This is a genomic window from Pseudomonas sp. lyk4-TYG-107 (assembly GCF_030209055.1).
GTDB lineage: Bacteria > Pseudomonadota > Gammaproteobacteria > Pseudomonadales > Pseudomonadaceae > Aquipseudomonas > Aquipseudomonas putida_A.
This window is the reverse complement of record NZ_JARVST010000006.1, coordinates 299,783-323,806: the sequence shown is the minus strand read 5'-3', so window position 1 is coordinate 323,806 and position 24,024 is coordinate 299,783. Positions and strand designations below refer to the sequence as shown.

The window sequence follows — 24,024 nt, the reverse complement described above, 5'->3', positions numbered from 1 at the left end:
TTACCGGACAGGGCATGGACTCCATGCTCGATCGCAGCAATGTCGCATAAATATTCACTATGGAATGCCGCGATCACATGAAGCGCAAGAACATTCTTTTCATCATGGCCGATCAAATGGCCGCGCCAATGTTGCCAATCTACGGCCCGTCGCCAATCAAACTGCCGAATCTTTCGCGCCTCGCCGCTCAGGGCGTGGTGTTCGATGCCGCTTACTGCAACAGTCCGCTGTGCGCGCCGTCGCGTTTCACTCTGGTCAGCGGCCAGTTACCGAGCAAGATCGGCGCCTACGACAACGCCGCCGATTTCCCTGCCGATATTCCGACCTACGCCCACTACCTGCGTCGCCTCGGTTACCGCACCGCGCTGTCGGGCAAGATGCATTTCTGCGGCCCGGATCAGTTGCACGGTTATGAAGAGCGCCTGACCAGCGACATCTACCCGGCCGACTACGGCTGGGCGGTGAACTGGGACGAGCCGGACGTGCGCCCGAGCTGGTATCACAACATGTCGTCGGTGCTGCAGGCCGGGCCGTGCGTGCGCACCAACCAGCTCGACTTCGATGAAGAGGTGGTGTTCAAGGCCCAGCAATACCTGTTCGATCACATTCGCGAGGACGGCGATCAGCCGTTCTGCCTGACCGTTTCGATGACTCACCCACACGACCCGTACACGATTCCCAAGGCGTTCTGGGATTTGTACGACGACGGTGACATCCCGCTACCGACCACCCCGGAGCAACATTCCCTCGATCCACACTCGCAACGCCTGCTCAAGGTCTATGACCTGTGGGATAAGCCGCTGCCTGTGGATAAGATTCGCGATGCGCGCCGTGCGTACTTCGGCGCGTGCAGCTATATTGACGCCAACGTCGGCAAACTTCTGCAAACCCTCGAAGATACCGGGCTGATCGATGACACCATCATCGTGTTCTCCGGCGACCACGGCGACATGCTCGGCGAGAAAGGCCTCTGGTACAAAATGCACTGGTTCGAGATGGCCGCGCGGGTGCCGCTGTTGATCAGTGCGCCGGGGCAGTTCGCTGCTGGCCGGGTTAGCGCGGCAGTGTCCACCGCCGACCTGTTGCCGACCTTCGTTGAACTGGCCGGCGGCAGCCTGGAGCCGAACTTGCCGCTGGACGGCCGCTCGCTGCTGACGCACCTGCAAGGGCAGGGCGGGCACGACGAAGTGTTCGGCGAGTACATGGCAGAGGGCACGGTCAGCCCGCTGATGATGATCCGTCGCGGCGCCTACAAATTTATCTACAGTGAAAGCGACCCGTGCCTACTCTTCGATGTACACAACGACCCGCGTGAACTCGAAGAACTCAGCCAGTCGCCGCAACATCGCCAGCTGTTCGACGATTTTATCGCCGAAGCGCGGGCCAAGTGGGACATCCCGGCGATTCACCGCGAGGTGCTCGCCAGCCAGCGTCGCCGTCGTTTTGTCGCCGATGCCCTGACCATCGGCAAGCTGAAGAGCTGGGATCACCAGCCGCTGGTGGATGCCAGTCAGCAATACATGCGCAACCACATCGACCTCGACGATCTGGAACGCAAGGCCCGTTATCCACAACCCTGCCAAAACCAATAATGTAAGGGGAAGTCCATGCGCAAGTTATCCACAGCACTGACGATTGGCCTGCTGGCCTTGGGCAGCGCTTCGGCATTTGCCGAGCAAAGCTGCGAAACGGTGAAAATGGCTGATCCTGGCTGGAGCGACATTGCCGCGACCAACGCCATCACCGGGTTTCTGCTGGACGGCATGGGCTACAAGGCCAAGGTCGACACCCTCGCGGTGCCGATCACCTTCGGCGGTTTGAAGGACGGTCAGGTGGATGTGTTCCTTGGTAACTGGATGCCGGCGCAGCAGGGCTTCTACGACAAGTTCGTCGCCACCGGTGACGTCACGCAACTGGCGAAGAATCTCGACGGCACCGAGTTCACCCTGGCCGTCCCGGATTATGTGTGGGATGCCGGTGTGCATGACTTTGCCGACCTGAACAAATACGCCGACAAGTTCGACAAGAAAATCTACGGCATCGGCTCCGGTGCGCCAGCGAACATCTCGCTGCAGGAAATCATCAAGAAGAACGACTTCGACCTCGGCCAGTGGAAGCTGATCGAATCCAGCGAACAGGCGATGCTCGCCGAAGTGTCGCGGGCAGTGAAGAAGCAGAAATTCGTCACCTTCCTCGGCTGGACCCCGCACCCGATGAACGTGCAGCTGAAGATGCATTACCTCAAGGGCGGCGAGAAGTATTTCGGCGACACCGGCAGCGTCTACACCCTGACGCGCAAAGGCTACGCCGAGGCCTGCCCGAATGTGGGCAAGTTGCTGACCAACCTGACGTTCACCCAGGACATGGAGAACAGCATCATGGCTGAGGTGGTGAACAAGAAAGTCAGCAATGCCGATGCGGTGAAGGCATGGATCAAGGCCAATCCGGCGGTGCTGGACAAGTGGCTGGATGGCGTGAAGACCGTGGATGGCAAGGATGCTTTGGCGGCTGTAAAGGCAAAGCTTTGACCGTGGGGTGGCTTTGAATTTTGCTCGGCTTGAGATTTTTGCCCCCTCACCCCAGCCCTCTCCCCCAGAGGGGGCGAGGGGGAAGGGAGCCGATCTTTATGTTGTTCAGAACCTGAGTTCGACTGGATATCTCAGGTCGGCGTACTTCCCTCTTTCACCTCGATCAGTCCCCTCTCCCTCCGGGAGAGGGTTAGGGTGAGGGCCTTTACCCTGGCACCCTGATAACCTTGAATAAAACCCGCCCGCGAGGACCCATGGCCCTGCCAAGTCGCCATTCACTCTTTCCCTTCCTGACCTGGCTGCCCCGGCAAACCCGCGCCAGCGTCGGCCGGGATCTGGTCGTTGGCCTGAGCGGTGCGATTCTCGCGTTGCCGCAGTCGATCGCCTACGCACTGATCGCCGGCCTGCCGCCGGAATACGGCCTCTATGCGGCGATCATCCCGGTGCTGATCGCCTGCCTGTGGGGGTCGTCGTGGCATCTGATCTGCGGCCCGACTGCAGCGATTTCGATTGTGCTGTATGCCAGTATCAGTCCCTTGGCCGTACCCGCATCCCAGGACTACATCACGCTGATCCTGCTGCTGAGCTTTCTGGCGGGGATTTTCCAGTGGCTGCTCGGCCTGCTGCGCTTCGGTGCACTGGTGAATTTCGTCTCGCACTCGGTGGTGCTCGGCTTCACCCTCGGCGCGGCGGTGGTGATCGCCATCGGCCAGTTGCCCAATCTGCTGGGGCTGGATCTGCCGGCGAAAGCCACGGCGCTGGCCAGTCTGATGGACCTGCTGCAACACCTGCGGGCTGTGGATAAACCATCACTGGTATTGGGTGTGGCCACGGTGCTGGTCGGTTTTGTCCTCAGACAACTGCTGCCGCGCTGGCCGACTCTGTTGATAACGCTGGTGCTGGGCAGCGCAGTGGTGTGGTTATGGCCGGCGATGTTCGGCCACGTGCATCTGGTCAGCGCCTTTGTCGGACGCCTGCCACCGTTCAGTGCGCTGCCGCTGGATCTCGATCTGGTGCTGCGCTTGCTGCCGAGCGCGGTGGCGGTGGGCATGCTCGGTCTGGTCACCAGCCTGTCGATTGCCCGTTCGATTGCTGCACGTTCGCAGCAGTTGCTTGATGCCAACCAGGAAGTCCGCGCACAGGGCTTGTCGAATATTGTCGGGGCGTTCTTTTCCGGATCGCTCTCCGCCGGTTCGTTCACCCGCTCAGGCCTGAGTTACGAGGCGGGTGCCTGTTCGCCGCTGGCCGGGGTTTTTTCGGCGATCTGGGTCGCGCTGTTCGCGATTTTTGGCGCCGGGCTGATTTCACACATCCCCATTCCGGCGATGGCCGGGAGCATTCTGCTGATCGCCTGGGGCCTGGTGGATCATCGCGGGATTCGTTCGTTGCTGCGGGTCAGCCGCGCCGAATTCGTGGTCATGGTGCTGACCTGCCTCGCCACGCTGCTACTGGAACTGCAGACCGCGATCTATGCCGGGGTGCTGGCGTCGCTGTTCTTCTACCTCAAGCGCACCTCGCAACCGCGAGTGCAGCATTCCCGCGAGGGTGAGGAGGACGTACTGCGAGTCGGCGGCTCGATCTTCTTCGGCGCCAGCCATTACCTGCAAGTGCGCCTGCAACGGCTGCACGGTACGCGGGTGGTGATCGAGGCGCAGCAGATCAACTTCATCGATTATTCGGGGGTGGAGATGCTGCATCAGGAGGCGCGGCGCCTGCTGCGTCAGGATCGCAGCCTGACCCTGCGCCGGGCGCGGCCGCAGGTGGTCGAGGAGTTGCGGAAGCTCGAAGGGCCGGAAAAGTGTCCAATCCGGTTTGAGGATTGATCCAGGATCGGCAGTGCGGCCATTCGCGAGCAAGCCCGCTCCCACATTTGATCGCATTCCAATGTGGGAGCGGGCTTGCTCGCGAAGCTTTTAAAGGGCCAACTGGCGGCGTAGTTCGGCCAGTACCGGCGCCGTATCCGGGCGTACCCCGCGCCACAGGAAAAACGCCTCGGCCGCCTGTTCAGCCAGCATCCCCAGACCATCCATCGACACTGCCGCGCCATGCTCGCTGGCCCAACGGCAGAATGCGGTCGGCTCTTTGCCGTACATCATGTCGTAGCACAGGGTCTGGCCCGGCTCGATCAGGCTCGCGGCAATCGGCGGCACGTCGCCGGTGAGGCTGGCGGAGGTGGCGTTGATGATCACGTCCACCGGCTCCTGCAACCAGTCGAAACCACTGGCCGACACCGGCCCCAGATCACAGAACAGCTCGGCCAGCAGCTCGGCCTTGTCCACCGTGCGGTTGGCGATAATCACCGACGCCGGCTTCTCGGCCAGCAACGGCTCCAGCGCACCACGCACCGCGCCACCAGCGCCGAGCAGCAGAATGCGTTTGCCGGTCAGGCTGACCCCGGCATTCACCGTCAGGTCACGCACCAAACCGGCGCCGTCGGTGTTGTCACCCAGCAGCGAACCGTCAGCCAGTTTACTCAGGGTGTTCACCGCACCCGCCCGTTGCGCACGGGCGGTCAGGCTGTTGGCCAGGCGAAAGGCTTCTTCCTTGAACGGCACCGTGACGTTGGCGCCGCGACCGTCCTGGAAGAACGCCATGGCGCAGGCACTGAAGTCGTCAAGCGGCGCCAGCAGGGTGCTGTAGTCGAGGCGCTGACCGGTCTGCTCGGCGAACAGTTTGTGAATCATCGGCGACTTGCTGTGGCCGATCGGGTTACCGAAAACGACGTAACGATCCATCAGCAGTCCTCAGGCCTGGGCCAGCCAGTCGCGGTCTTGCAGGAAGTAGTCGGTCAGGCGCGCTTCTTCGCTGCCGGGCTCGGCCTTGAAGTCATAGGCCCAGCGCACTTGCGGCGGCAACGACATGAGGATCGACTCGGTACGCCCGCCCGATTGCAGGCCGAACAGGGTGCCTCGGTCGTAGACCAGGTTGAACTCGACGTAGCGGCCACGGCGGAATTCCTGGAATTCACGCTGTTTCGCGGTGAAAGCGTCGTTCTTGCGGCGCTGCACGATGGGCAGGTAAGCGTCGATGTAGGCATCACCGATGGCGCGCATGAAGGCGAAACTGGTGTCGAAGTCCCACTCGTTCAGGTCATCGAAAAACAGGCCGCCGATGCCACGCGGTTCGTGCCGATGCTTGATGTTGAAATAGGTGTCGCACCAGGCCTTGTAACGCGGATAGACGTCCGGCCCGAAAGGCGCGCAGGCCTGTTCGGCGACGCGGTGCCAGTGGATGCAGTCTTCTTCATTGCCGTAATAGGGGGTCAGGTCGAAGCCGCCGCCAAACCACCAGACCGGCTCTTCACCTTCCTTCTCGGCGATGAAAAAGCGCACGTTGGCGTGGGACGTCGGCACATGCGGGTTGTGCGGGTGAATCACCAGCGACACGCCGAGGGCTTCGAAACCGCGACCGGCCAGTTCCGGGCGATGGGCGCTGGCCGACGGCGGCAGGCCGCTGCCGAACACGTGGGAAAAGTTGACGCCGCCCTTTTCGATCACCGTACCGTTTTCGATCACGCGGGTACGACCGCCACCACCGGCAGGCCGGGTCCAGGCGTCTTCGACGAAGCGCGTGCCGCCGTCCTCGGTTTCCAGCGCGGCACAGATGCGGTCTTGCAAATCGAGCAGATAGGCCTTTACGGCGTCGGTGCGGGTCGTCATGGCTTCACCTTGAATCGGGCATAACTACGCGGGCGCCCCGCAGGCAGGGGGCGGCGCAAATGGGCGCGTAGCATAACACCGCAAACCTGCGCGCCGCAGTTGACGAAGATCAAGCAGGGGAGTTGGATAGGGGGCTTACAAACGACCCAAGGAGAGCAGGCAGATGGCAAAGCGTATCCAGTTCCGCGCCCACGGCGGTCCCGAAGTGCTTGAGTTTGTTGACTACGAACCCGCCGCGCCCGGCCCGAATCAGGTGCGGGTGGCGAACAAGGCGATCGGCCTGAACTTCATCGATACCTATTACCGCAGCGGTCTGTATGCCCCGCCAGCCTTGCCGTCCGGCCTCGGCGCTGAAGGCGCCGGCATCGTCGATGCGGTGGGCAGCGACGTCACCCGGTTCAAGGTCGGTGATCGCGTGGCATATGGCAGCGGCCCGTTGGGCGCCTACAGCCAGTTGCACACCCTGCCCGAAGCCAATCTGGTGAAGCTGCCGGACGAAATCAGCTTCGAGACCGCAGCCGGGGTCATGCTCAAGGGCCTCACCGTGCAGTACCTGCTGCGCCAGACCTATGAACTCAAGGGTGGCGAAACCATTCTGTTCCACGCCGCTGCCGGGGGTGTCGGTTCATTGGCCTGCCAATGGGCCAAGGCACTGGGCGTCAAGCTGATCGGCACGGTCAGCTCGAAGGAAAAAGCCGAACTGGCCAAAGCCAACGGCGCTTGGGCAACCATCGATTACAGCCACGAAAACGTGGCACAGCGGGTGCTGGAGCTGACTGACGGCAAGAAAGTCCCGGTGGTGTACGACGGCGTCGGCAAAGACACCTGGCTGACCTCGCTCGACAGTGTGTCGCCGCGTGGGCTGGTGGTGAGTTTCGGCAACGCCTCCGGTGCGGTGGACGGGGTGAATCTGGGGATTCTTTCGGCCAAGGGCTCGCTGTACGTGACCCGCCCGACCCTGGCGACCTACGCCAACAACGCCGAGAACCTGCAGCGCATGGCCGACGAGCTGTTCGAGATGATCATCAGCGGCAAGCTCAAGGTGAGCATCAGCCAGCGCTATCCACTGGCTGATGCGGCGAAGGCGCAGACCGAATTGTCGGCCCGGCGTACCACCGGCTCGACCATCCTGCTGCCCTGACAAACCTTCGACGTCTTGCCAGTCAGGGTTGCGAACCCACGGCTGGCAAGTCAGTTCGAACGCGTTCAACACCTCGGCAGATGACACTCCAACGGTTTCTGCACCACGTGGCCAACCGCCGGATCAGGCGGTTGGACCGCCGCGAGAATTTGCCGCCACTCGGCTGACAGCACCCAGTAATCGCCGCGTGCGCGCTGGTCGATATGCAGGGCATTGGAAGCAATCGGCATCAGGCCGAAGCGCTGGTAGAAGCGCAGCTGTTGCGATCTGCACAACGCGGTTACCCCGTTATAACCGCGTTTAATGGCCCACTCGGTAGCGGCCGCCAGCAGACCGTTGACCGCGATGGGCAACTGATTGGGCGTGTACGACATCAAGCGGCTGAATTCGACATGGCGCGACAGCGCTACTGTGGGAGAAACGTGTTGCTGCGCCAGCGATACCCACTCGAACGGTGCCGGAGTCGCTCTCAATACCGCCAACAGTTGATCGTGCCGATACAGCAGGAAATGGGTACTGCGCGACTTTATCGCCAGTCTGGTTTCGAGCATCCGCGCCCGTGAAGTCAGCATGTAATGCTGCAACCGAAGCCGAAATTGCCGATCGATAAACCGGTCGAACTCCTGAGTATCCGCCCCTGCCTCAAGCATCACGATGCGACAACCCTCATGGTGACTCTTCAACGTCACCTGAAGCGCCTGCAGGTAATCCGTGAGTTGCAAATTGGTAGTGTCCATTCTTTCTCCGCAGACCTTAACTTATCGAAGTGTTTCGAGTGCAGGGAAAGGATGGTTGCTTTTGCCGATTCCGCCACACCAGAAAGTCTGATAATCAAGTGGGAAAAGCCAATGAATCCGGGGACTTGGCGACTTTTCCGACAGGGAAACCGGCGTCATTGCAGGATAATTCGCAGGCGCGCGTAGTCCTCCTCACCATCAAGGCGAGGAAGACTCACGGTAAAGGTTTTCGACGCAGGATCAGTCGGGACGAATGACCTTGCCGGTTGCCAGATCGCGAATCACGCTGGGGTTCTTGCGCCCACCCAGTTGACCGCCAAGAATCAGGTCGATCTGACCACGGAAATACTGCTCGACGCGCAACCGCGTGCGCGCCGCCGGCCGCCCCTGCGGGTTGGCCGAGGTGGAAATCAGCGGCCCGACCATCGAGCACAGATCCCGCACCTGCGGGTGATCGCTGACCCGCAGCGCCACCGTGTCATGCACGCCCGTCACCCATTCCGGCAACAGGTTCTGATGCGGCACCAGCCAAGTGTTCGGCCCCGGCCAAGTGCTGGCCATGCGGTCGAGCCACTCTTGCGGGAAGTCTTCGAACAGGAAGTCGAACTGGCGGATGTTGTCGGCGACCAGGATCAGGCCCTTGTCCACCGAACGGTTCTTGATCGCCAACAGACGATCCACTGCCTCTTCGTTCCACGGGTCGCAACCCAGCCCCCAGACGGCTTCGGTTGGATAGGCAATCACCGCCCCGGCGCGAATCTCTCGTGCGGCTTGTTGCACACGCCAACTGTTGACCATGAAAAAACTCTCCGAAAACAGGTTTTGCGCAGTTTACCGATCTTCCCTGTAAAACCTAGCGTGTCCTCGCCAGCCAGCGACCGTTTTCACACACTGCGCGGCCGTCCATTTCCAGCTCGGTGAGCGCCGCGAGGACTTTGGACAACGCCCAGCCGCTGCTTTCGACCAAGGCTTCGCTGGTGTGCGGCGCGGCGTGCAGCAGATCAAGCAAGGGATGCGCGGAATCCGGCGGGTCTGTGGATAACGGCAAATGCTGCCAGCCGCGCAGGGCTTGGAGAATGTGTTCGATGGTTTCCACCAGCACCGCGCCGTCGCGGATCAACTGATGGCAGCCGCGCGCACCGGGGTGATGGATCGAGCCGGGAATCGCATACACCTCGCGGCCCTGTTCCGCCGCCAGCCGGGCAGTGATCAGCGAACCGCTGGCGACACTCGCCTCGACCACCAGCACGCCGAGGGACAAACCGCTGATGATCCGGTTGCGCCTGGGGAAGTTGCTCGCCGTCGGGCCGGCGTCCAGTGGAAACTCCGAAAGCACCGCACTGCCCGAGGCAATCATCGCGTCGGCCAGTCGACGATTGCGCTGTGGATAAAACTTTTCCAGGCCGGTGCCGAGTACGCCGACGGTTTGCCCGCCGACATCCAGAGCCGCTTGATGGGCAGCCGCATCGATACCCAGCGCCAGCCCACTGGTGATGACGAAACCGGCCCCGGCGAGGCTGCGGGAGAACGCTGCGGCGGTGTCCATTCCCGGGCGCGACGCGCTGCGACTGCCGACCATCGCCAGTTGCGGCTTTTCCAGAATCAGCGGATCGCCAGCGACGAATAACAGCGGTGGCGGGTCAGGGATCTGCGCCAGCAGCGCCGGATAATCCGCCTGGTCCAACATCAATAGATGCTGGCCGGGCCGCTCTAGCCAGCGCAATGCATGGCTGGCGCCGTCGCGCACTTGCGGGCTGCGCCGGGCCTCGGCCGACGCCGCTGGCAGACCCAGCGCTCGCCAGGCACTGGCCGGCGCGCTCAGGGCTTTTGACGCCGAGCCGAAGGCTTCAAGCAGTTTGGCAAAACGTTTCGGACCGATTTCCGGCAAGCGGTGCAGGCGCAAACGCGCTTCCAGTTCCGCAGGGGAAACCGGCGTACAGGCAGACAGCATCGTGGATCATCCTTGATCGTTATAAGTCCCGAACCATTCGGAACAAGCTGTGGATAACTCTGTTGGTAACTTGTTAAGCCTGCTAAGGATTTCGCACCTTGTCGAGCACCGCCAGCGAGCGCGATGCGTTGAGTACGAGGCCGTAACTGAGCTTGTCGTAGGTGCGGAACACCATCAGCAGACCGGCCCGTTCATCGGGAATTTTCAGCGGCTGGCCGGTGACCCGGTCGCGCACGGTTTCCCCGGTTTTCATCACCACCAGCACATTGCCTTCGGCCAGACCGTCGCGCTTGCCTTTGTTCAGGGTGACCACGTCCATCACGCCGATCTGCGTGACGCCGCGCGGCACGTCGATGATCAGGCCGTTGATGTTGGTGCTCGGGGCGCTGGGCATGAAAGTCGAATTGATCGAGCGCTCTTCGCCGCTGAACAGACGATCGCCCAGACGTACTTCCTGGGTGGTGCGTTGCAGGGCGAGGGTGGCGACGTCGCCCTCGGTGGCGACGATTTCACCGCCGCCGATGTCGTCGGCGTTGATCCCGAGGAATTCCTTGGTCTGCGGGTCGGTGTAGACCTTGCCCTGGCGGAAGATGCCGTACACCGGTTGATGCGGATCGAAGTGGCCCCGGGCGAAGATCCGGTCGCCGGTGCCGCTGAGCACGCGCTCGGCGTCGCCGGCGACGATGTACGGCGCCTTGTCGAAGTCCTCGACCTTGTCGACGATGCGGTTGCTCAGCAGGAAACTGTTGATCGATTTCAGCGGAATGCTGGGAATCGCCTCGGCCACCGGGCTGGTGCGGATGCGTGGCGACAGCTTGATCGTGCCCCGTGACTCGCCGCGATTGAGGGTCAGCTGCGGCTGGCCGTTGACGTAACTGAGCGTCAGCGTGTCGCCGGGATAGATCAGGTTGGGGTTTTCGATTTGCGGGTTGGCCCGCCACAGCTGTGGCCATTGCCAGGGCTCGCGCAGGTATTTGCCGGAAATGTCCCAGAGGGTGTCTCCCGAAACCACCGTGTATTGCTGTGGAAAACCATCCCTGAGTTGCACTTGCCCTTGTGCTGCCGCGGCCGAAGCCAGAAGCAGCAGGGCGAGTAGTGTTTTCCTCATGCAGCGAATCCCTTTATCATGTGCGTTCGCGTGAACCGTCAGAGCCCCCGTGGCTCGCTACTGCAAATTGCATTAGCTACGCTTCACAACGGTAGCCTGCATCTTCGGACCTGCCAGGCCATCGACCCGACTTTACTCAATACGTGCAGCAATCAGCCTATGGCCATTTTAAACATCCTCGAATTTCCGGACCCGCGTCTGCGTACTATCGCCAAGCCTGTGGCAGTAGTGGACGACGAAGTGCGTCAGTTGGTCGATGACATGTTTGAAACAATGTATGAAGCGCCGGGCATCGGCCTCGCCGCGACCCAGGTCAACGTGCACAAACGTATCGTCGTGATGGACCTTTCCGAAGACCGCACCGAACCCCGGGTGTTCATCAACCCCGAGTTCGAATCGCTGACCGACGAGATGGATCAGTACCAGGAAGGCTGCCTCTCGGTGCCGGGTTTCTACGAAAACGTCGACCGCCCGCAGAAGGTCAAAATCAAGGCGCTGGACCGCGATGGCCAGCCTTACGAACTGATCGCCGAAGGTCTGCTCGCGGTGTGCATCCAGCACGAATGCGACCACCTCAACGGCAAGTTGTTCGTCGATTACCTGTCCACGCTCAAACGCGACCGGATCAAGAAGAAACTGGAAAAGTTGCACCGCCAGAACGCTTGATGCCCTCCTTCAAAGGCTTGCTGCGGCAAGCCTTTTTCTTTTTATGAGACGCCCTTCATGACTGAGCCACTGCGCATCGTTTTTGCCGGTACCCCGGAATTTGCCGCCGAGCACCTCAAGGCCCTGCTGAACAGCCCTTACGAGATCGTTGCGGTCTACACCCAACCGGATCGTCCGGCCGGTCGCGGGCAAAAACTGATGCCGAGCCCGGTCAAACAGTTGGCTCTGGAAAATAATATCCAGGTGTTGCAGCCGCCGACCCTGCGCAACGCCGACGCTCAAGCCGAGCTCGCCGCGCTGAAACCGGACTTGATGGTGGTGGTCGCCTACGGCCTGATCCTGCCGCAAGCGGTGCTGGATATTCCGCGTCTGGGCTGCATCAACAGCCACGCCTCGCTGCTGCCGCGCTGGCGCGGTGCGGCGCCGATCCAGCGCGCCGTGGAACACGGTGATGCCGAAAGCGGCGTGACCGTGATGCGCATGGAAGCCGGCCTCGACACCGGGCCGATGCTGCTCAAGGTCGTGACCCCGATCAGCGCCGACGACACGGGCGGCACGCTGCACGACCGCCTCGCCGAAATGGGCCCGCCCGCCGTGGTTCAGGCAATTGCCGGCCTGGCCGCTGGAACCCTCGAAGGCGAAGTGCAGAACGACGAGCTCGCCACCTACGCCCACAAACTGAACAAGGACGAAGCGCGCCTCGACTGGCGCCGCCCGGCGGTTGAGCTGGAGCGCCTGGTGCGTGCCTTCAACCCATGGCCGATTACCCACAGCACCCTCAACGGTGAAGCGCTGAAGGTATTGGCCGCGACGCTGGTTGACGGCAAAGGCGCACCGGGTGAAATCCTCAGCGCCAGCAAGGACGGCCTGATCGTTGCCTGCGGTGAGCAGGCACTGTGCCTGACCCGTCTGCAGCTGCCCGGCGGCAAGGCGCTGAACTTCAGCGACCTGTTCAACAGCCGCCGCGAGAAATTCGCCACCGGCACCGTGCTCGGCGCCGTGGTGGCCGCGCAATGAACCCGCGTCTGGCCGCCGCCAAGGCACTCGCCGCCGTGCTCAGCGGCAAGGCTTCGCTGAACAGCTCCCTGCCGGCGCAACTGGACAAGGTCGAGGACCGTGATCGCGGTTTCACCCAGGATCTGGCGTTCGGCACCGCGCGCTGGCAGCCACGGCTGTCGGCGCTGGCGGAAAAACTTTTGCAGAAACCGTTCAAGGCTGCCGACGCCGATGTCGAGGCGCTGCTGCTGGTCGGTCTCTATCAACTGCTCTACACCCGCGTGCCGCCGCACGCGGCCATCGGCGAAACCGTCGGTTGCGCCGACAAGCTGAAAAAGCCTTGGGCCAAGGGTTTGCTCAACGCCGTGCTGCGCAATGCCCAGCGCGAAAGCGAGACGATTTTCGCCGAGCTGGAGCGCGATCCGGTGGTGCGTACCGCCCACCCGCGCTGGCTGCAAAAATCCCTGAAAGCCTTCTGGCCGGAGCAATGGGAAGCGATCTGCGCGGCGAATAACGCGCACCCGCCGATGATCCTGCGGGTCAACCGCCGCCATCACAGCCGCGACGCCTACCTCGGCTTGCTCAGCGAGGCCGGCATCGCCGCCACGCCGTGTGTCTATAGCCGCGACGGCATCGTCCTCGACGCCGCCGCCGACGTGCGCAGCCTGCCGGGTTTTGCCGAAGGCTGGATCAGCGTGCAGGACGAAGCCGCGCAACTGGCCGCCGATCTGCTCGATCTGGCCCCGGGCCAACGGGTGCTCGACGCCTGCTGCGCCCCCGGCGGCAAGACCTGCCACATCCTCGAAGCCGAACCGGCGCTGGCCGGTGTGGTGGCAGTGGACCTGGAAGCCAAGCGGCTGGTGCGCGTAAAGGAAAACCTTGAGCGGCTGGGGCTGAGCGCCGAACTGATCGCTGCCGACGGCCGCGATACCGCCGCGTGGTGGGACGGCAAGCCGTTCCAGCGCATCCTGCTCGACGCGCCGTGCTCGGCCACCGGCGTGATCCGCCGCCATCCGGACATCAAGCTGACCCGTCAGCCGGACGACATCGCTGCCCTCGCGCAACTGCAAGGCGAGCTGCTCGACGCCCTGTGGAAAACCCTCGAAGTCGGCGGCATCCTGCTCTACGCCACGTGCTCGACCTTGCCCACCGAGAACACCGAAGTCATCGCCGCGTTTCTTGAGCGCACGCCCGGTGCCCGCGAACTCGACCTGGCCACCACGGCCGGGATCAAACAGCCCCATGGTCGCCAATTGCTGGCCCAGCAGGGCGGGCATGACGGGTTCTACTACGCCAAGCTGATCAAGATCGCTGCCGCGCGCGGCTAAACGGATTCAACGGAGTGACTGGATGAAAATCATCATCCTCGGTGCGGGGCAGGTCGGCGGTTCGCTGGCTGAACACCTGGCGAGCGAAGCCAACGACATCACCGTGGTCGACACCGACGGCGAACGCCTGCGCGACCTCGGCGACCGTCTCGACATCCGCACCATTCAGGGCCGCGGCTCGCTGCCGTCGGTGCTGCGTCAGGCCGGCGCCGACGATGCCGACATGCTGGTGGCGGTGACCAACAGCGACGAGACCAACATGGTCGCCTGCCAGGTCGCGCACACCCTGTTCCACACCCCGACCAAGATCGCCCGGGTGCGCGAAGCGTCCTACCTCAATCGCGAAGAACAGCTGTTCCAGAACGAAGCGATTCCGGTCGACGTGCTGATCAGCCCCGAGCAGGTGGTGACCAACTACATCAAGCGTCTGATCCAGCATCCGGGCGCGCTGCAAGTGATCGACTTCGCCGAAGGCCAGGCGCAACTGGTGGCGGTGCGCGCCTATTACGGCGGGCCGCTGGTGGGTCAGCAATTGCGCCAATTGCGCGAGCACATGCCGAATGTCGAAACCCGGGTCGCGGCGATTTTCCGCCGCGACCGACCGATCCTGCCGCAGGGCGATACGGTGATCGAGGCCGATGACGAAGTCTTCTTCATCGCCGCCCGTGAGAATATTCGCGCGGTTATGAGCGAAATGCGCCGTCTCGACGAAACCTACAAGCGCATCGTGATTGCCGGTGGCGGGCAGATCGGCGAGCGTCTGGCCGAGGCCATCGAAAGCCGCTACCAGGTGAAGATCATCGAGATGAACCCGGCCCGCTGCCGCTATCTCTCCGACACCCTCGACAGCACCGTGGTGCTGCAGGGCAGTGCGTCGGACCGTGATCTGCTGCTGGAAGAGAACATTGCCGACGCCGACATCTTCCTTGCGCTGACCAACGATGACGAAGCCAACATCATGTCGTCGCTGCTGGCCAAGCGCCTGGGCGCGAAGAAGGTGATGACGATCATCAACAACCCGGCTTACGTCGATCTGATCCAGGGCGGCGACATCGACATCGCCATCAGCCCGCAACTGGCGACCATCGGCACCTTGCTGGCCCACGTACGCCGTGGCGATATCGTCAGCGTGCACTCATTGCGTCGGGGCGCGGCGGAGGCCATCGAGGCGATTGCCCACGGCGATGCGAAGTCGAGCAAGGTCATCGGCCGGCCGATCGAGAAAATCGGCTTGCCACCGGGCAGCACGATTGGCGCGATCATCCGCAACGAAGAAGTGATCATCGCCCACGACGATACGGTGATCGAAACCGGCGACCATGTGATTCTGTTCCTTGTGGATAAAAAGCATATTCGCGATGTGGAGAAGCTGTTTCATGTGGGTTTGAGCTTCTTCTGAGTTTTGCGCTGACGGCACTGGCCCCTTCGCGAGCAGGCTAGCTCCCACATTTGGAATGCGTTTCCCCTGTGGGAGCGAGCCTGCTCGCGAAAGCGGTGTAACTGACACCGATCAACACCTGACACTCCACAGAAAAGGACTCCACCAATGCTCGAATCCCTGGAAAAAATGCTCGCCAAGGGTGTGGATAACTCATTGCTGCGCTTTGGCCTAGGCAAGGGTTATCTGGATTTGGGAGAGAACGCCAAGGCAGCCGAGCATTTCCAGCGCTGTGTCGGTTTCGATCCGAAGTATTCGGCGGCGTGGAAGCTATTGGGCAAGGCGCAACTCGCACTGGGCGATCACGCGGCCGCACGGCAGGCGTGGGAACAAGGTCTGGAAGCCGCCCGCGCCCATGGCGACAAGCAGGCCGAGAAGGAAATGACGGTGTTTCTGAAGAAGCTCGACCGCCAGGCGCAATAATTTAGAGATAACGCAGGCCGATGCCCTCGGCATCCACCGTCACCACTTCCATTCGCACCCGCGGCGCGCCTGTGGGTAAATCCTGCACCTGGCCATAAACCACCGCACCCTTGGGCAATGACGCCAGACGCGGATGCTGCACATACACGCCGGTGGCCGACAGATTGCGCGTCTGCCCCAGGCACTCGCCGAAGCTGTCGTGGGTGATCTTGATGCGGAAGGATTTGCGTTGTTCGGACATCTTTATGCGCCCTTGAATGAACGGGTTGTGGATAACCTCAAGCAAGATCAAAAGATCACAGCCTTCGGCGTTCCTACAGGTTATCCACAGAGTGTGCCAACTTGCTCAGTACCAGCGCGCTTCGCCCGGCGGACGTTTCTTGAAACGCTTCATGCTCCACATGTACTGACTCGGATACGCCGCGACGTAACGCTCGACCACCTTGCTCATCGCCGCGCAGGATTCCTCGGTATCGGTGCTGTACATGGCCTCGGGCGCCGCTTCGAGGATCACTTTGTAGCCAGAGCCGTCCGGCAGGCGCAGGGCGTGCAGGAACACGCCGACCGCTTTGCCGCCGGCGAGCATGTTCGGCACGAATTTACTGGTCAGCGCCTGGGTGGCGAAGAACGGCACGAAGATCCCTGCGGATTCGGCCGGTTCCGGGTCAGCGGGAATGCCCACTGCACCACCTTTGCGCACTTCCTTGATGACGCTGAGGATACCTTCCTTGGTGGAGGCAGCGACCTTGTTGCCCAGCTGCACGCGTTGCTTGCGCAGTAATTCATCCACAGCCTTGAGCTTTGGCGGGCGGTAGAAAATGATCGGTTTGCACTGGCTGCAATAGAAGTGGTTCAGCACTTCCCAGTTGCCCAGGTGGCTGGTGATGCCGACCACGCCTTTGCCCGAGGCCAGCGCATCCTTGAGGATGTCGAGGCCTTCGACTTCGCGCACCAGATCGATGGAACGCTGGGCCGGCCAGATCCACGCGCAGGCGCTTTCGGTCAGGGACTTGCCGATGTCTTTGAGGCTCTGGCCGACCAGACGCTCGCGCTCGGCCGGATCCATCTGTGGAAAACATTTGGCGAGGTTGATCCGCACCACGTCGCGGGAACGGTTGGGGGTTTTCCACATGATCCAGCCGATCGCCGAACCCACGGCCTGCACGGCCCGCCATGGCAGCAGGGCAAACAGCCGCAGAGCGCCTACCAGCAAGGCGCCTTTAAACTTTTCCACAGGTCACTCCTGATTTTCTGCTGTGCGCGAGGCGGCCATTCTAACCGCCGTTGACCAGCTGCGCGTAGCGGTCGCAGTCCTGAGTGTGATCCATGACCATGCCCGAAGCCTGCATCAGTGCGTAGCAAATGGTTGGGCCAACGAAGGTGAAGCCGGCCTTTTTCAGGGCTTTGCTCATCGCCAGCGCTTCGGGGGTGATCGCCGGGACTTCGCTGCGATCCTTGAAATGATTGATGATCGGTCGATCGCCGACGAACGACCAGAGGAAGGCCACCGGGTCCTCCAGCGCCAGCCAGGCCTGGGCATTGCGTCGGGCGGCATTGAGTTTGAGGCGGTTGCGGATGATCCCCGGATCGAGCATCAGTTCATCGATCTCGGCGTCGCTCATCTGCGCCACACGCTGCACGTCGAAGCCGTACAACACCTCGCGGTAGCGCTCGCGTTTACGCAGCACGGTGATCCACGACAGCCCGGCCTGGAACCCTTCGAGCAAAAGCAACTCGAACAAACCCTGCGCATCGCGTAGCGGCGTGCCCCACTCCTGATCGTGATAAGCCATGTACAGCGGATCTTCGGTACACCAAAAGCAGCGTGGCATAAGGCTCCAGGGGGTGGAGGTGCGACTGAATCGGGTATACTCCCGCTCTTTAAATCGCAGCCCAAGAAACAGGTGAATTTCGTGAGCCAGCCTACGCCAGCCGTGCGTACCTTCCAAGACTTGATCCTCGCGCTCCAGCAATACTGGGCCGAGCAAGGTTGTGTGGTACTTCAGCCCTACGATATGGAAGTAGGCGCCGGCACTTTCCACACCGCGACCTTCCTGCGCGCCATCGGCCCGGAAACCTGGAACGCCGCGTACGTGCAGCCAAGCCGCCGTCCGACTGACGGCCGCTACGGGGAAAACCCGAACCGTCTGCAGCACTACTATCAGTTCCAGGTCGTGCTGAAACCGAACCCGGACAACTTCCAGGAACTGTACCTGGGCTCGCTCAAGCATGTCGGCCTGGACCCGCTGGTCCACGACATCCGCTTCGTCGAAGACAACTGGGAATCGCCAACCCTCGGCGCCTGGGGTCTGGGCTGGGAAGTCTGGCTCAACGGCATGGAAGTGACCCAGTTCACTTATTTCCAGCAGGCCGGCGGCATCGAGTGCTACCCGGTGACCGGCGAGATCACTTACGGTCTGGAGCGTCTGGCCATGTACCTGCAAGGCGTGGACTCGGTCTACGACCTGGTCTGGGCTGACGGCCCGTTCGGCAAGGTGACCTATGGCGACGTGTTCCACCAGAACGAAGTGGAGCAGTCCACCTACAACTTCGAACACGCCAACGTCGACAAACTGTTCGAACTGTTCGACTTCTATGAAAGCGAAGCCAAGCGCCTGATCGAACTCGACCAGCCGCTGCCGTTGCCGAGCTACGAAATGGTCCTGAAGGCCTCGCACACCTTCAACCTGCTGGATGCGCGCCGGGCGATCTCGGTGACCGCGCGTCAGCAATACATCCTGCGCGTACGCACTCTGGCGCGTTCCGTTGCGCAAGCCTACCTGCTGGCTCGCGCCAAGCTGGGCTTCCCGATGGCGACCCCGGACCTGCGTGACGAAGTACTGGCCAAGCTGGAGGCTGCACAATGAGTGCTCAAGATTTTCTGGTTGAACTGGGCACCGAAGAACTGCCTCCCAAAGCCCTGAACACCCTGGCTGAAGCGTTCCTCGCCGGTATCGACAAGGGCCTGCAAGCTGCCGGCCTGAGCTACGAAAGCAAAACGGTCTATGCCGCGCCGCGCCGTCTGGCGGTGCTGATCACGGCGCTGGCGACCCAGCAACCGGATCGCAGCATCAACCTGGATGGCCCGCCACGTCAGGCCGCCTTCGACGCTGAAGGCAACCCGACTCAGGCAGCGCTGGGCTTTGCCAAGAAGTGCGGCGTCGAGCTGAGCGAAATCGACCAGAGCGGCCCGAAACTGCGTTACAGCCAGAACATCGCCGGCAAGCCGACCGCGAGCCTGCTGCCGACCATCGTCGAAGATTCGCTGAACGACCTGCCGATCCCGAAACGCATGCGTTGGGGTGCGCGCAAGGAAGAGTTCGTGCGACCGACTCAGTGGCTGGTGATGCTGCTCGGTGACCAGGTCATCGACTGCACCATCCTTGCGCAGAAGGCTGGTCGTGATTCCCGCGGTCACCGCTTCCACCACCCGGAAAGCGTGCGCATCGGTTCGCCGTCGAGCTACCTGGCCGACCTGCGTGCCGCCTACGTGCTGGCCGATGCCAACGAGCGTCGCGAGATCATCAGCAAGCGCACCGAAGAACTGGCGACCCGTCAGGAAGGCACCGCGATCGTGCCGCCGGCGCTGCTCGATGAAGTGACCGCGCTGGTCGAATGGCCGGTGCCGCTGGTGTGCTCGTTCGAGGAACGCTTCCTCGACGTGCCGCAGGAAGCACTGATCACCACCATGCAGGACAACCAGAAGTACTTCTGCCTGCTGGATGCCGACGGCAAGTTGCTGCCACGGTTCATCACCGTCGCCAACATCGAAAGCAAAGATCCACAGCAGATCATCGCCGGTAACGAGAAAGTGGTTCGCCCACGCCTGACCGACGCCGAGTTCTTCTTCAAGCAAGACAAGAAGCAGAAACTCGAAGCCTTCAATGATCGCCTGAAGAACGTGGTGTTCCAGGAAAAACTCGGCAGCGTCTACGACAAGGCCGAGCGCGTTTCGAAACTCGCGGCCTACATCGCCGCGCGGATCGGCGGCAACGCTTCCTGGGCGGCCCGTGCCGGCCTGCTGTCGAAGTGCGACCTGGCCACCGAAATGGTCGGCGAGTTTCCGGAGATGCAAGGTGTCGCCGGTTACTACTACGCCCTCAATGACGGCGAGCCGGAAGATGTCGCGCTGGCGCTGAACGAGCAGTACATGCCACGCGGTGCCGGTGCTGAACTGCCGGCGACCTTGACCGGTGCCGCTGTCGCGATCGCCGACAAGCTCGACACCCTGGTCGGCATCTTCGGTATCGGCATGCTGCCGACCGGCAGCAAAGACCCGTATGCCCTGCGCCGTGCGGCCCTCGGCGTGCTGCGCATCCTGATCGAGAAACAACTGGATCTGGACCTGAACGACGCCGTGGCTTTCGCCGTGGCTGCGTTCGGTACCAAGGTCAAGGCTGCCGGTTTGAACGACGCGGTGCTGGAATTCATCTTCGACCGTCTGCGTGCGCGTTACGAAGACGAAGGCGTCGATGTTGCCACTTACCTGTCGGTACGTGCCCTGAAGCCGGGTTCGGCGCTGGACTTCGACCAGCGTGTGCAAGCGGTTCAGGCCTTCCGCAAGCTGCCGGAAGCGGCAGCGCTGGCGGCGGTCAACAAGCGTGTATCGAACCTGTTGAGCAAGGTTGAAGGCTCGGTGCCGACCGTGGTCGAAGCCAAATACTTCGACAACGCCAACGAGTTCTCGCTGTACTCGGCGATCCAGCAAGCGGATCAGGCGGTGCAGCCAATGGCCGCAGCGCGTCAGTACAACGAATCGCTGGCGCGTCTGGCGGCATTGCGCGAGCCGGTGGATGCGTTCTTCGACGCGGTGATGGTCAATGCCGAAGACGCCAAGGTCCGGGCCAACCGCTACGCGCTGCTCGCGCGTCTGCGTGGTCTGTTCCTCGGGGTTGCCGACATTTCGCTGCTGGGTTGAGGGGATTGCTGTTGAAACTGCTGATTCTCGATCGGGATGGAGTGATCAATTACGACTCCGACGCTTACATCAAGTCGGTGGAGGAGTGGATTCCACTGCCCGGCTCGATCGAGGCGATTGCGCAGTTGAGCAAGGCCGGCTGGACGGTGGCGGTCGCTACCAACCAGTCGGGCATTGCTCGCGGCTATTACGACCTTGCCACCCTCGACGCCATGCACGCGCGCCTGCGCACGCTCGTGGCAGAGCAGGGCGGTGAAGTCGGGCTGATCGTGTACTGCCCGCATGGTCCGGACGAGGGTTGCGATTGCCGCAAGCCGAAGCCGGGGATGTTGCAAACCATCGCGGCGCATTACAACGTGGCGCTGACGAATGTCTGGTTCGTCGGCGACAGCCTTGGTGACCTGGAGGCCGCCAAAGCCGTCGATTCACAGCCCGTTTTGGTAAAGACCGGGAAAGGCGAAAAAACTCTGGGCAAGACCCTTCCGGTCGGCACCCTGATTTTTGACGATCTGGCGGCGATTGCCGCAGAACTTATCCACAACTAGAGTGCTTCTGAAGTTCCTGACCAGGGATTGATCGGGAGTGCGCTTGAACAGTCGGGCATCGCCCGTAACGGTAAACGTCGCCATGTCGATACTGCAGGCCATCAGAATTTTTCTCTTTTACCTGCTGCTGGGCACTACTGCCTTGCTGTGGTGCAGCCTGAGCTTTTTTATCGCGCCCTTTCTGCCGTTCAAGGCGCGTTATCGTTTCATCAACGTGTACTGGTGCCGTTGCGCCTTGTGGTTGACCAAGGTGTTTCTCGGCATTCGTTACGAGATCAAAGGCGCGGAAAATGTGCCGGATCGGCCCTGCGTGATTCAGTCGAACCACCAGAGCACCTGGGAGACGTTCTTTCTCTCTGCTTATTTCTCGCCCTTGAGCCAGGTGCTCAAGCGCGAATTGCTCTACGTGCCGTTCTTCGGCTGGGCCATGGCCATGCTGCGGCCGATCGCGATTGACCGCGACAACCCGAAAGCGGCGCTCAAACAAGTCGCGGCCAAGGGCGATGAACTGCTCAAGGACAACGTCTGGGTCTTGATCTTCCCTGAGGGCACCCGCGTTCCTTACGGCACCGTCGGCAAGTTCTCGCGCAGTGGCAGCGCGTTAGCGGTAAATGCGGCGCTTCCGGTGCTGCCGATTGCACACAATGCCGGCAAATTCTGGCCGAAAATCGGCTGGGGCAAGACGCCGGGCGTGATCACCGTGGTCATCGGTGAGCCGATGTATGCCGAAGGCACTGGTCCGCGCGCCATCGCCGAGCTGAACGACCGGGTACAGGCCTGGAATGAACAGACCCAGCGCGAAATGGGTTCGCTGCCACCAGCACCGCAGGCGCCTGCCGCGAATGATCAGGTGGCTGTCTGAGATTTTGTGGATAACCTGTGTACGGTTTTGTTGAAAAAGCCTGAATATTGAAAGTAACCGATTGATTTACTTATATATTTCTCAAGCTCATAAAACACTGTAAAAGGTGCATAAGTTTTTTTCGGAAGTAAAAAAACCGGCTGATATAGCCGGTTTTTTTGTGCCTGTTCACTCGCAGATCAGCGGTAACTGCAGCCGGAACGTGGTGCCTTGATCGACGATACTGTGGCACTCGATGTTACCGCCATGATGGTCGACTACTGCCTTGACCATCGACAGCCCCAACCCGACGCCATCAATCCCCTGCGCCGACGAAAAGCGCCGGTACTGGGTGAACAGATCCGGCAGCTCCTCGGCGGCAATGCCTTTGCCCTGATCGGTCAATTCACAGCATAGCCACTCACCCTGGCAACTGACGTTCAACTTGATCGTGGTACCGACCGGGCTGTACTTGATCGCGTTCTCCAGCAGGTTGAACAAGGCGCGGGTCAGCAGGCCCTGGTCAGCGTTGATCAGACGCTCCTGGGATTGTTCGTCCATCGTGTGCAGCAGTTTGATGCTTTTCTGCTGAGCAATGGGCAGCGCCTGATCCAGTACGTCCAGCACCAGCATCGCGAACAGACTGGGCTGGAACTGATAAGCCTCGGATTCGGCCCGCGCCAGCAGAACGAAACCGTCAGTCAGATCGAGCGCCCGGCGTACCTGGCGCTCGATCTGCTCGAACAGCGGTGAATCCGCGCCGGCTTGATGGCGATGTACATCGAGCAGGGCCAAAATCGCCGAATGCGGGGCGCGCAGATCGTGGGAAAGGAACCGCAGCAAGACCCCACGCTGTTCTTCTGCGGCGCGTTCGGCGCTCAGATCGGTGAGGCTCAGCAGCCAGCCGATGGGAGTATCGCCATCCACCGGCAGCAAAGCCGCCCGTTCCAGACGCAAACTGCGTTCCTTGTGATCGCGAAACTCCAGCAGCGTCAGGTCCGACAGCGCCGGGCGTGGTTCTGTGGACAATTCCGGATAACCGAGGCGGGCCAGTTGCTCAAGAACATAGTCACCGACCAGCGGGTCATCGAACAATACCCGGGCCTTGCGGTTTCCCAGCAGAATCTGCCCCTTGGGATCGCTGATCAGCGTCGCCACCGGCAGGTATTCCAGACCGTCGGCAATGAAACGCCGGGTATCGCGGGTGCGGCTCATGGCTTGCTCCAGTGCCATGATCTGGCCCTGCAGCTGATCAGCGCTGGTGAATTGCGCACGGCGCCGCTCGGGAAATACTTTCGGCTCGCGGTCCAGTCGGGCCAGCTCCCAGCCAAAATACGTCAGCACCACACTCAGGCGCCGCCAGTTCCAGATCAGGTAGCCGAACAACATGCCCAGCGCCGCTGGAGTCGGTGACCACCAGTGTCGAACTTCCGCCAGCCCGGCGCTAGCCAGCAGCACACAAGCCACACCGCACGATGTCACCCAGATCGCCCAGCGCGGGCGCCACAGCAGCAATCCGAGTACGCAGGCTACCAGCCCTACCGAAAGCAACGCGCTCCACATCGGTACCACGTCGTGCAGATTGATCTGCGCGCGATACGACAACAAGGCAGTCAGCGGCAACAGCACTAGACTTATCCACAACCACTCACGCACCAGCCGTCGAAACAGACGCTGGACCTGACTTGGCTCGCGGCTTTCACGCCGACGCGGGCTATTCATGACAAACAGGGCAGGGGACAGTG

At 61.7% G+C, this 24,024-nt stretch carries 23 protein-coding genes; 13 read left to right on the top strand and 10 right to left on the bottom strand.

Features of this window, described 5'->3' with window-relative positions:
- Window positions 1-77: 77 nt before the first annotated feature.
- From betC to QRN61_RS07185, 3 genes are all read left to right on the top strand, one after another.
- A complete protein-coding gene (gene betC, locus QRN61_RS07195) occupies window positions 78-1,592 on the top strand; it encodes a choline-sulfatase (protein WP_285373479.1) in 1,515 nt (504 codons plus the stop codon).
- A 15-nt stretch (window positions 1,593-1,607) separates the two neighbouring features.
- The gene (gene choX, locus QRN61_RS07190; protein ID WP_285373478.1) at window positions 1,608-2,528 is read left to right on the top strand and encodes a choline ABC transporter substrate-binding protein; all 921 of its coding nucleotides are present in this window, start codon (window positions 1,608-1,610) and stop codon (window positions 2,526-2,528) included.
- A gap of 254 nt (window positions 2,529-2,782) precedes the next feature.
- On the top strand, window positions 2,783-4,351 hold the full coding sequence (locus QRN61_RS07185) for a SulP family inorganic anion transporter (RefSeq protein WP_285373477.1): 1,569 nt from the start codon (window positions 2,783-2,785) through the stop codon (window positions 4,349-4,351).
- A gap of 90 nt (window positions 4,352-4,441) precedes the next feature.
- Here QRN61_RS07185 and aroE read toward each other — a convergent pair whose 3' ends face one another.
- Entirely contained in the window at window positions 4,442-5,263 is an 822-nt protein-coding gene (gene aroE, locus QRN61_RS07180; protein ID WP_285373476.1) for a shikimate dehydrogenase, read from the bottom strand.
- Between the two features lie 9 nt (window positions 5,264-5,272).
- The gene (gene hemF, locus QRN61_RS07175) at window positions 5,273-6,187 is read right to left on the bottom strand and encodes an oxygen-dependent coproporphyrinogen oxidase (RefSeq protein WP_285373475.1); all 915 of its coding nucleotides are present in this window, start codon (window positions 6,185-6,187) and stop codon (window positions 5,273-5,275) included.
- Window positions 6,188-6,350: 163 nt separating this feature from the next.
- Here hemF and QRN61_RS07170 point away from each other — a divergent pair, with 163 nt between their 5' ends.
- Window positions 6,351-7,328, top strand: coding sequence for a quinone oxidoreductase family protein (locus QRN61_RS07170; protein WP_115988543.1), 978 nt, complete (start codon window positions 6,351-6,353; stop codon window positions 7,326-7,328).
- A 65-nt stretch (window positions 7,329-7,393) separates the two neighbouring features.
- Here QRN61_RS07170 and QRN61_RS07165 read toward each other — a convergent pair whose 3' ends face one another.
- The 4 genes from QRN61_RS07165 to QRN61_RS07150 form a co-directional block, all read right to left on the bottom strand.
- Entirely contained in the window at window positions 7,394-8,065 is a 672-nt protein-coding gene (locus QRN61_RS07165) for a GNAT family N-acetyltransferase (protein WP_027610269.1), read from the bottom strand.
- A gap of 240 nt (window positions 8,066-8,305) precedes the next feature.
- A complete protein-coding gene (tsaC, locus tag QRN61_RS07160) occupies window positions 8,306-8,863 on the bottom strand; it encodes an L-threonylcarbamoyladenylate synthase type 1 TsaC (protein WP_003220243.1) in 558 nt (185 codons plus the stop codon).
- A 55-nt stretch (window positions 8,864-8,918) separates the two neighbouring features.
- Window positions 8,919-10,016 (bottom strand): DNA-processing protein DprA, encoded by a 1,098-nt coding sequence (gene dprA, locus QRN61_RS07155; RefSeq protein WP_096795473.1) that lies wholly within the window; start codon window positions 10,014-10,016, stop codon window positions 8,919-8,921.
- A gap of 82 nt (window positions 10,017-10,098) precedes the next feature.
- Window positions 10,099-11,124, bottom strand: a complete 1,026-nt coding sequence (locus QRN61_RS07150) for a LysM peptidoglycan-binding domain-containing protein (RefSeq protein ID WP_096795472.1) — start codon at window positions 11,122-11,124, stop codon at window positions 10,099-10,101.
- Between the two features lie 159 nt (window positions 11,125-11,283).
- Between QRN61_RS07150 and def the strand changes: the two genes are divergently transcribed.
- The 5 genes from def (at window position 11,284) to QRN61_RS07125 (ending at window position 15,975) form a co-directional block, all read left to right on the top strand.
- The gene (gene def / locus QRN61_RS07145) at window positions 11,284-11,790 is read left to right on the top strand and encodes a peptide deformylase (RefSeq protein WP_027610272.1); all 507 of its coding nucleotides are present in this window, start codon (window positions 11,284-11,286) and stop codon (window positions 11,788-11,790) included.
- 57 nt (window positions 11,791-11,847) lie between these two features.
- Window positions 11,848-12,807, top strand: coding sequence for a methionyl-tRNA formyltransferase (gene fmt, locus QRN61_RS07140; protein WP_285373474.1), 960 nt, complete (start codon window positions 11,848-11,850; stop codon window positions 12,805-12,807).
- Complete coding sequence (gene rsmB / locus QRN61_RS07135) at window positions 12,804-14,114, top strand: 16S rRNA (cytosine(967)-C(5))-methyltransferase RsmB (RefSeq protein WP_150369952.1); 1,311 nt, start codon at window positions 12,804-12,806, stop codon at window positions 14,112-14,114. Before fmt ends, rsmB begins: the two co-directional genes overlap by 4 nt.
- Before the next feature lie 22 nt (window positions 14,115-14,136).
- A complete protein-coding gene (gene trkA / locus QRN61_RS07130) occupies window positions 14,137-15,513 on the top strand; it encodes a Trk system potassium transporter TrkA (protein ID WP_003220233.1) in 1,377 nt (458 codons plus the stop codon).
- A gap of 147 nt (window positions 15,514-15,660) precedes the next feature.
- The gene (locus QRN61_RS07125; protein WP_027610275.1) at window positions 15,661-15,975 is read left to right on the top strand and encodes a tetratricopeptide repeat protein; all 315 of its coding nucleotides are present in this window, start codon (window positions 15,661-15,663) and stop codon (window positions 15,973-15,975) included.
- Between the two features lies 1 nt (window position 15,976).
- On the opposite strand, the gene QRN61_RS07120 is transcribed toward QRN61_RS07125, so the two are convergent.
- The 3 genes from QRN61_RS07120 to QRN61_RS07110 all read right to left on the bottom strand — a co-directional run bounded on the left by QRN61_RS07120 (window position 15,977) and on the right by QRN61_RS07110 (window position 17,807).
- Window positions 15,977-16,216, bottom strand: coding sequence for a PilZ domain-containing protein (locus QRN61_RS07120; protein ID WP_007960749.1), 240 nt, complete (start codon window positions 16,214-16,216; stop codon window positions 15,977-15,979).
- A 105-nt stretch (window positions 16,217-16,321) separates the two neighbouring features.
- Window positions 16,322-17,209, bottom strand: coding sequence for a lysophospholipid acyltransferase (locus QRN61_RS07115; RefSeq protein ID WP_027610276.1), 888 nt, complete (start codon window positions 17,207-17,209; stop codon window positions 16,322-16,324).
- Between the two features lie 40 nt (window positions 17,210-17,249).
- Window positions 17,250-17,807 carry a DNA-3-methyladenine glycosylase I gene (locus QRN61_RS07110; protein WP_027610277.1) on the bottom strand — a complete coding sequence of 186 codons (558 nt, stop codon included), beginning with the start codon at window positions 17,805-17,807 and terminating at the stop codon, window positions 17,250-17,252.
- A gap of 81 nt (window positions 17,808-17,888) precedes the next feature.
- Here QRN61_RS07110 and glyQ point away from each other — a divergent pair, with 81 nt between their 5' ends.
- The 4 genes from glyQ to QRN61_RS07090 all read left to right on the top strand — a co-directional run bounded on the left by glyQ (window position 17,889) and on the right by QRN61_RS07090 (window position 22,300).
- Window positions 17,889-18,842, top strand: a complete 954-nt coding sequence (gene glyQ, locus QRN61_RS07105) for a glycine--tRNA ligase subunit alpha (protein WP_003187265.1) — start codon at window positions 17,889-17,891, stop codon at window positions 18,840-18,842.
- Window positions 18,839-20,893: a glycine--tRNA ligase subunit beta gene (gene glyS, locus QRN61_RS07100; protein WP_103367979.1), complete on the top strand. Its 2,055-nt coding sequence runs from the start codon at window positions 18,839-18,841 to the stop codon at window positions 20,891-20,893. The genes glyQ and glyS overlap by 4 nt, the downstream gene beginning before the upstream one ends.
- A 5-nt stretch (window positions 20,894-20,898) precedes the next feature.
- Window positions 20,899-21,438 carry a D-glycero-beta-D-manno-heptose 1,7-bisphosphate 7-phosphatase gene (gene gmhB, locus QRN61_RS07095; RefSeq protein WP_177325594.1) on the top strand — a complete coding sequence of 180 codons (540 nt, stop codon included), beginning with the start codon at window positions 20,899-20,901 and terminating at the stop codon, window positions 21,436-21,438.
- Between the two features lie 82 nt (window positions 21,439-21,520).
- Window positions 21,521-22,300, top strand: coding sequence for a lysophospholipid acyltransferase family protein (locus QRN61_RS07090; protein WP_027610279.1), 780 nt, complete (start codon window positions 21,521-21,523; stop codon window positions 22,298-22,300).
- Window positions 22,301-22,468: 168 nt separating this feature from the next.
- Here the strand turns inward: QRN61_RS07090 and QRN61_RS07085 are convergent, their stop codons facing one another.
- Window positions 22,469-24,001, bottom strand: coding sequence for a sensor histidine kinase (locus tag QRN61_RS07085; protein ID WP_098966423.1), 1,533 nt, complete (start codon window positions 23,999-24,001; stop codon window positions 22,469-22,471).
- Window positions 24,002-24,024 lie beyond the last annotated feature (23 nt).

Coding starts and splice junctions, on each gene's coding strand:
- betC (WP_285373479.1), top strand. CDS start 78: ATGAAGCGCAAGAACATTCTTTTCATCATGGCCGATCAAATGGCCGCG.
- choX (WP_285373478.1), top strand. CDS start 1,608: ATGCGCAAGTTATCCACAGCACTGACGATTGGCCTGCTGGCCTTGGGC.
- QRN61_RS07185 (WP_285373477.1), top strand. CDS start 2,783: ATGGCCCTGCCAAGTCGCCATTCACTCTTTCCCTTCCTGACCTGGCTG.
- aroE (WP_285373476.1), bottom strand. CDS start 5,263: ATGGATCGTTACGTCGTTTTCGGTAACCCGATCGGCCACAGCAAGTCG.
- hemF (WP_285373475.1), bottom strand. CDS start 6,187: ATGACGACCCGCACCGACGCCGTAAAGGCCTATCTGCTCGATTTGCAA.
- QRN61_RS07170 (WP_115988543.1), top strand. CDS start 6,351: ATGGCAAAGCGTATCCAGTTCCGCGCCCACGGCGGTCCCGAAGTGCTT.
- QRN61_RS07165 (WP_027610269.1), bottom strand. CDS start 8,065: ATGGACACTACCAATTTGCAACTCACGGATTACCTGCAGGCGCTTCAG.
- tsaC (WP_003220243.1), bottom strand. CDS start 8,863: ATGGTCAACAGTTGGCGTGTGCAACAAGCCGCACGAGAGATTCGCGCC.
- dprA (WP_096795473.1), bottom strand. CDS start 10,016: ATGCTGTCTGCCTGTACGCCGGTTTCCCCTGCGGAACTGGAAGCGCGT.
- QRN61_RS07150 (WP_096795472.1), bottom strand. CDS start 11,124: ATGAGGAAAACACTACTCGCCCTGCTGCTTCTGGCTTCGGCCGCGGCA.
- def (WP_027610272.1), top strand. CDS start 11,284: ATGGCCATTTTAAACATCCTCGAATTTCCGGACCCGCGTCTGCGTACT.
- fmt (WP_285373474.1), top strand. CDS start 11,848: ATGACTGAGCCACTGCGCATCGTTTTTGCCGGTACCCCGGAATTTGCC.
- rsmB (WP_150369952.1), top strand. CDS start 12,804: ATGAACCCGCGTCTGGCCGCCGCCAAGGCACTCGCCGCCGTGCTCAGC.
- trkA (WP_003220233.1), top strand. CDS start 14,137: ATGAAAATCATCATCCTCGGTGCGGGGCAGGTCGGCGGTTCGCTGGCT.
- QRN61_RS07125 (WP_027610275.1), top strand. CDS start 15,661: ATGCTCGAATCCCTGGAAAAAATGCTCGCCAAGGGTGTGGATAACTCA.
- QRN61_RS07120 (WP_007960749.1), bottom strand. CDS start 16,216: ATGTCCGAACAACGCAAATCCTTCCGCATCAAGATCACCCACGACAGC.
- QRN61_RS07110 (WP_027610277.1), bottom strand. CDS start 17,807: ATGCCACGCTGCTTTTGGTGTACCGAAGATCCGCTGTACATGGCTTAT.
- glyS (WP_103367979.1), top strand. CDS start 18,839: ATGAGTGCTCAAGATTTTCTGGTTGAACTGGGCACCGAAGAACTGCCT.
- QRN61_RS07090 (WP_027610279.1), top strand. CDS start 21,521: ATGTCGATACTGCAGGCCATCAGAATTTTTCTCTTTTACCTGCTGCTG.
- QRN61_RS07085 (WP_098966423.1), bottom strand. CDS start 24,001: ATGAATAGCCCGCGTCGGCGTGAAAGCCGCGAGCCAAGTCAGGTCCAG.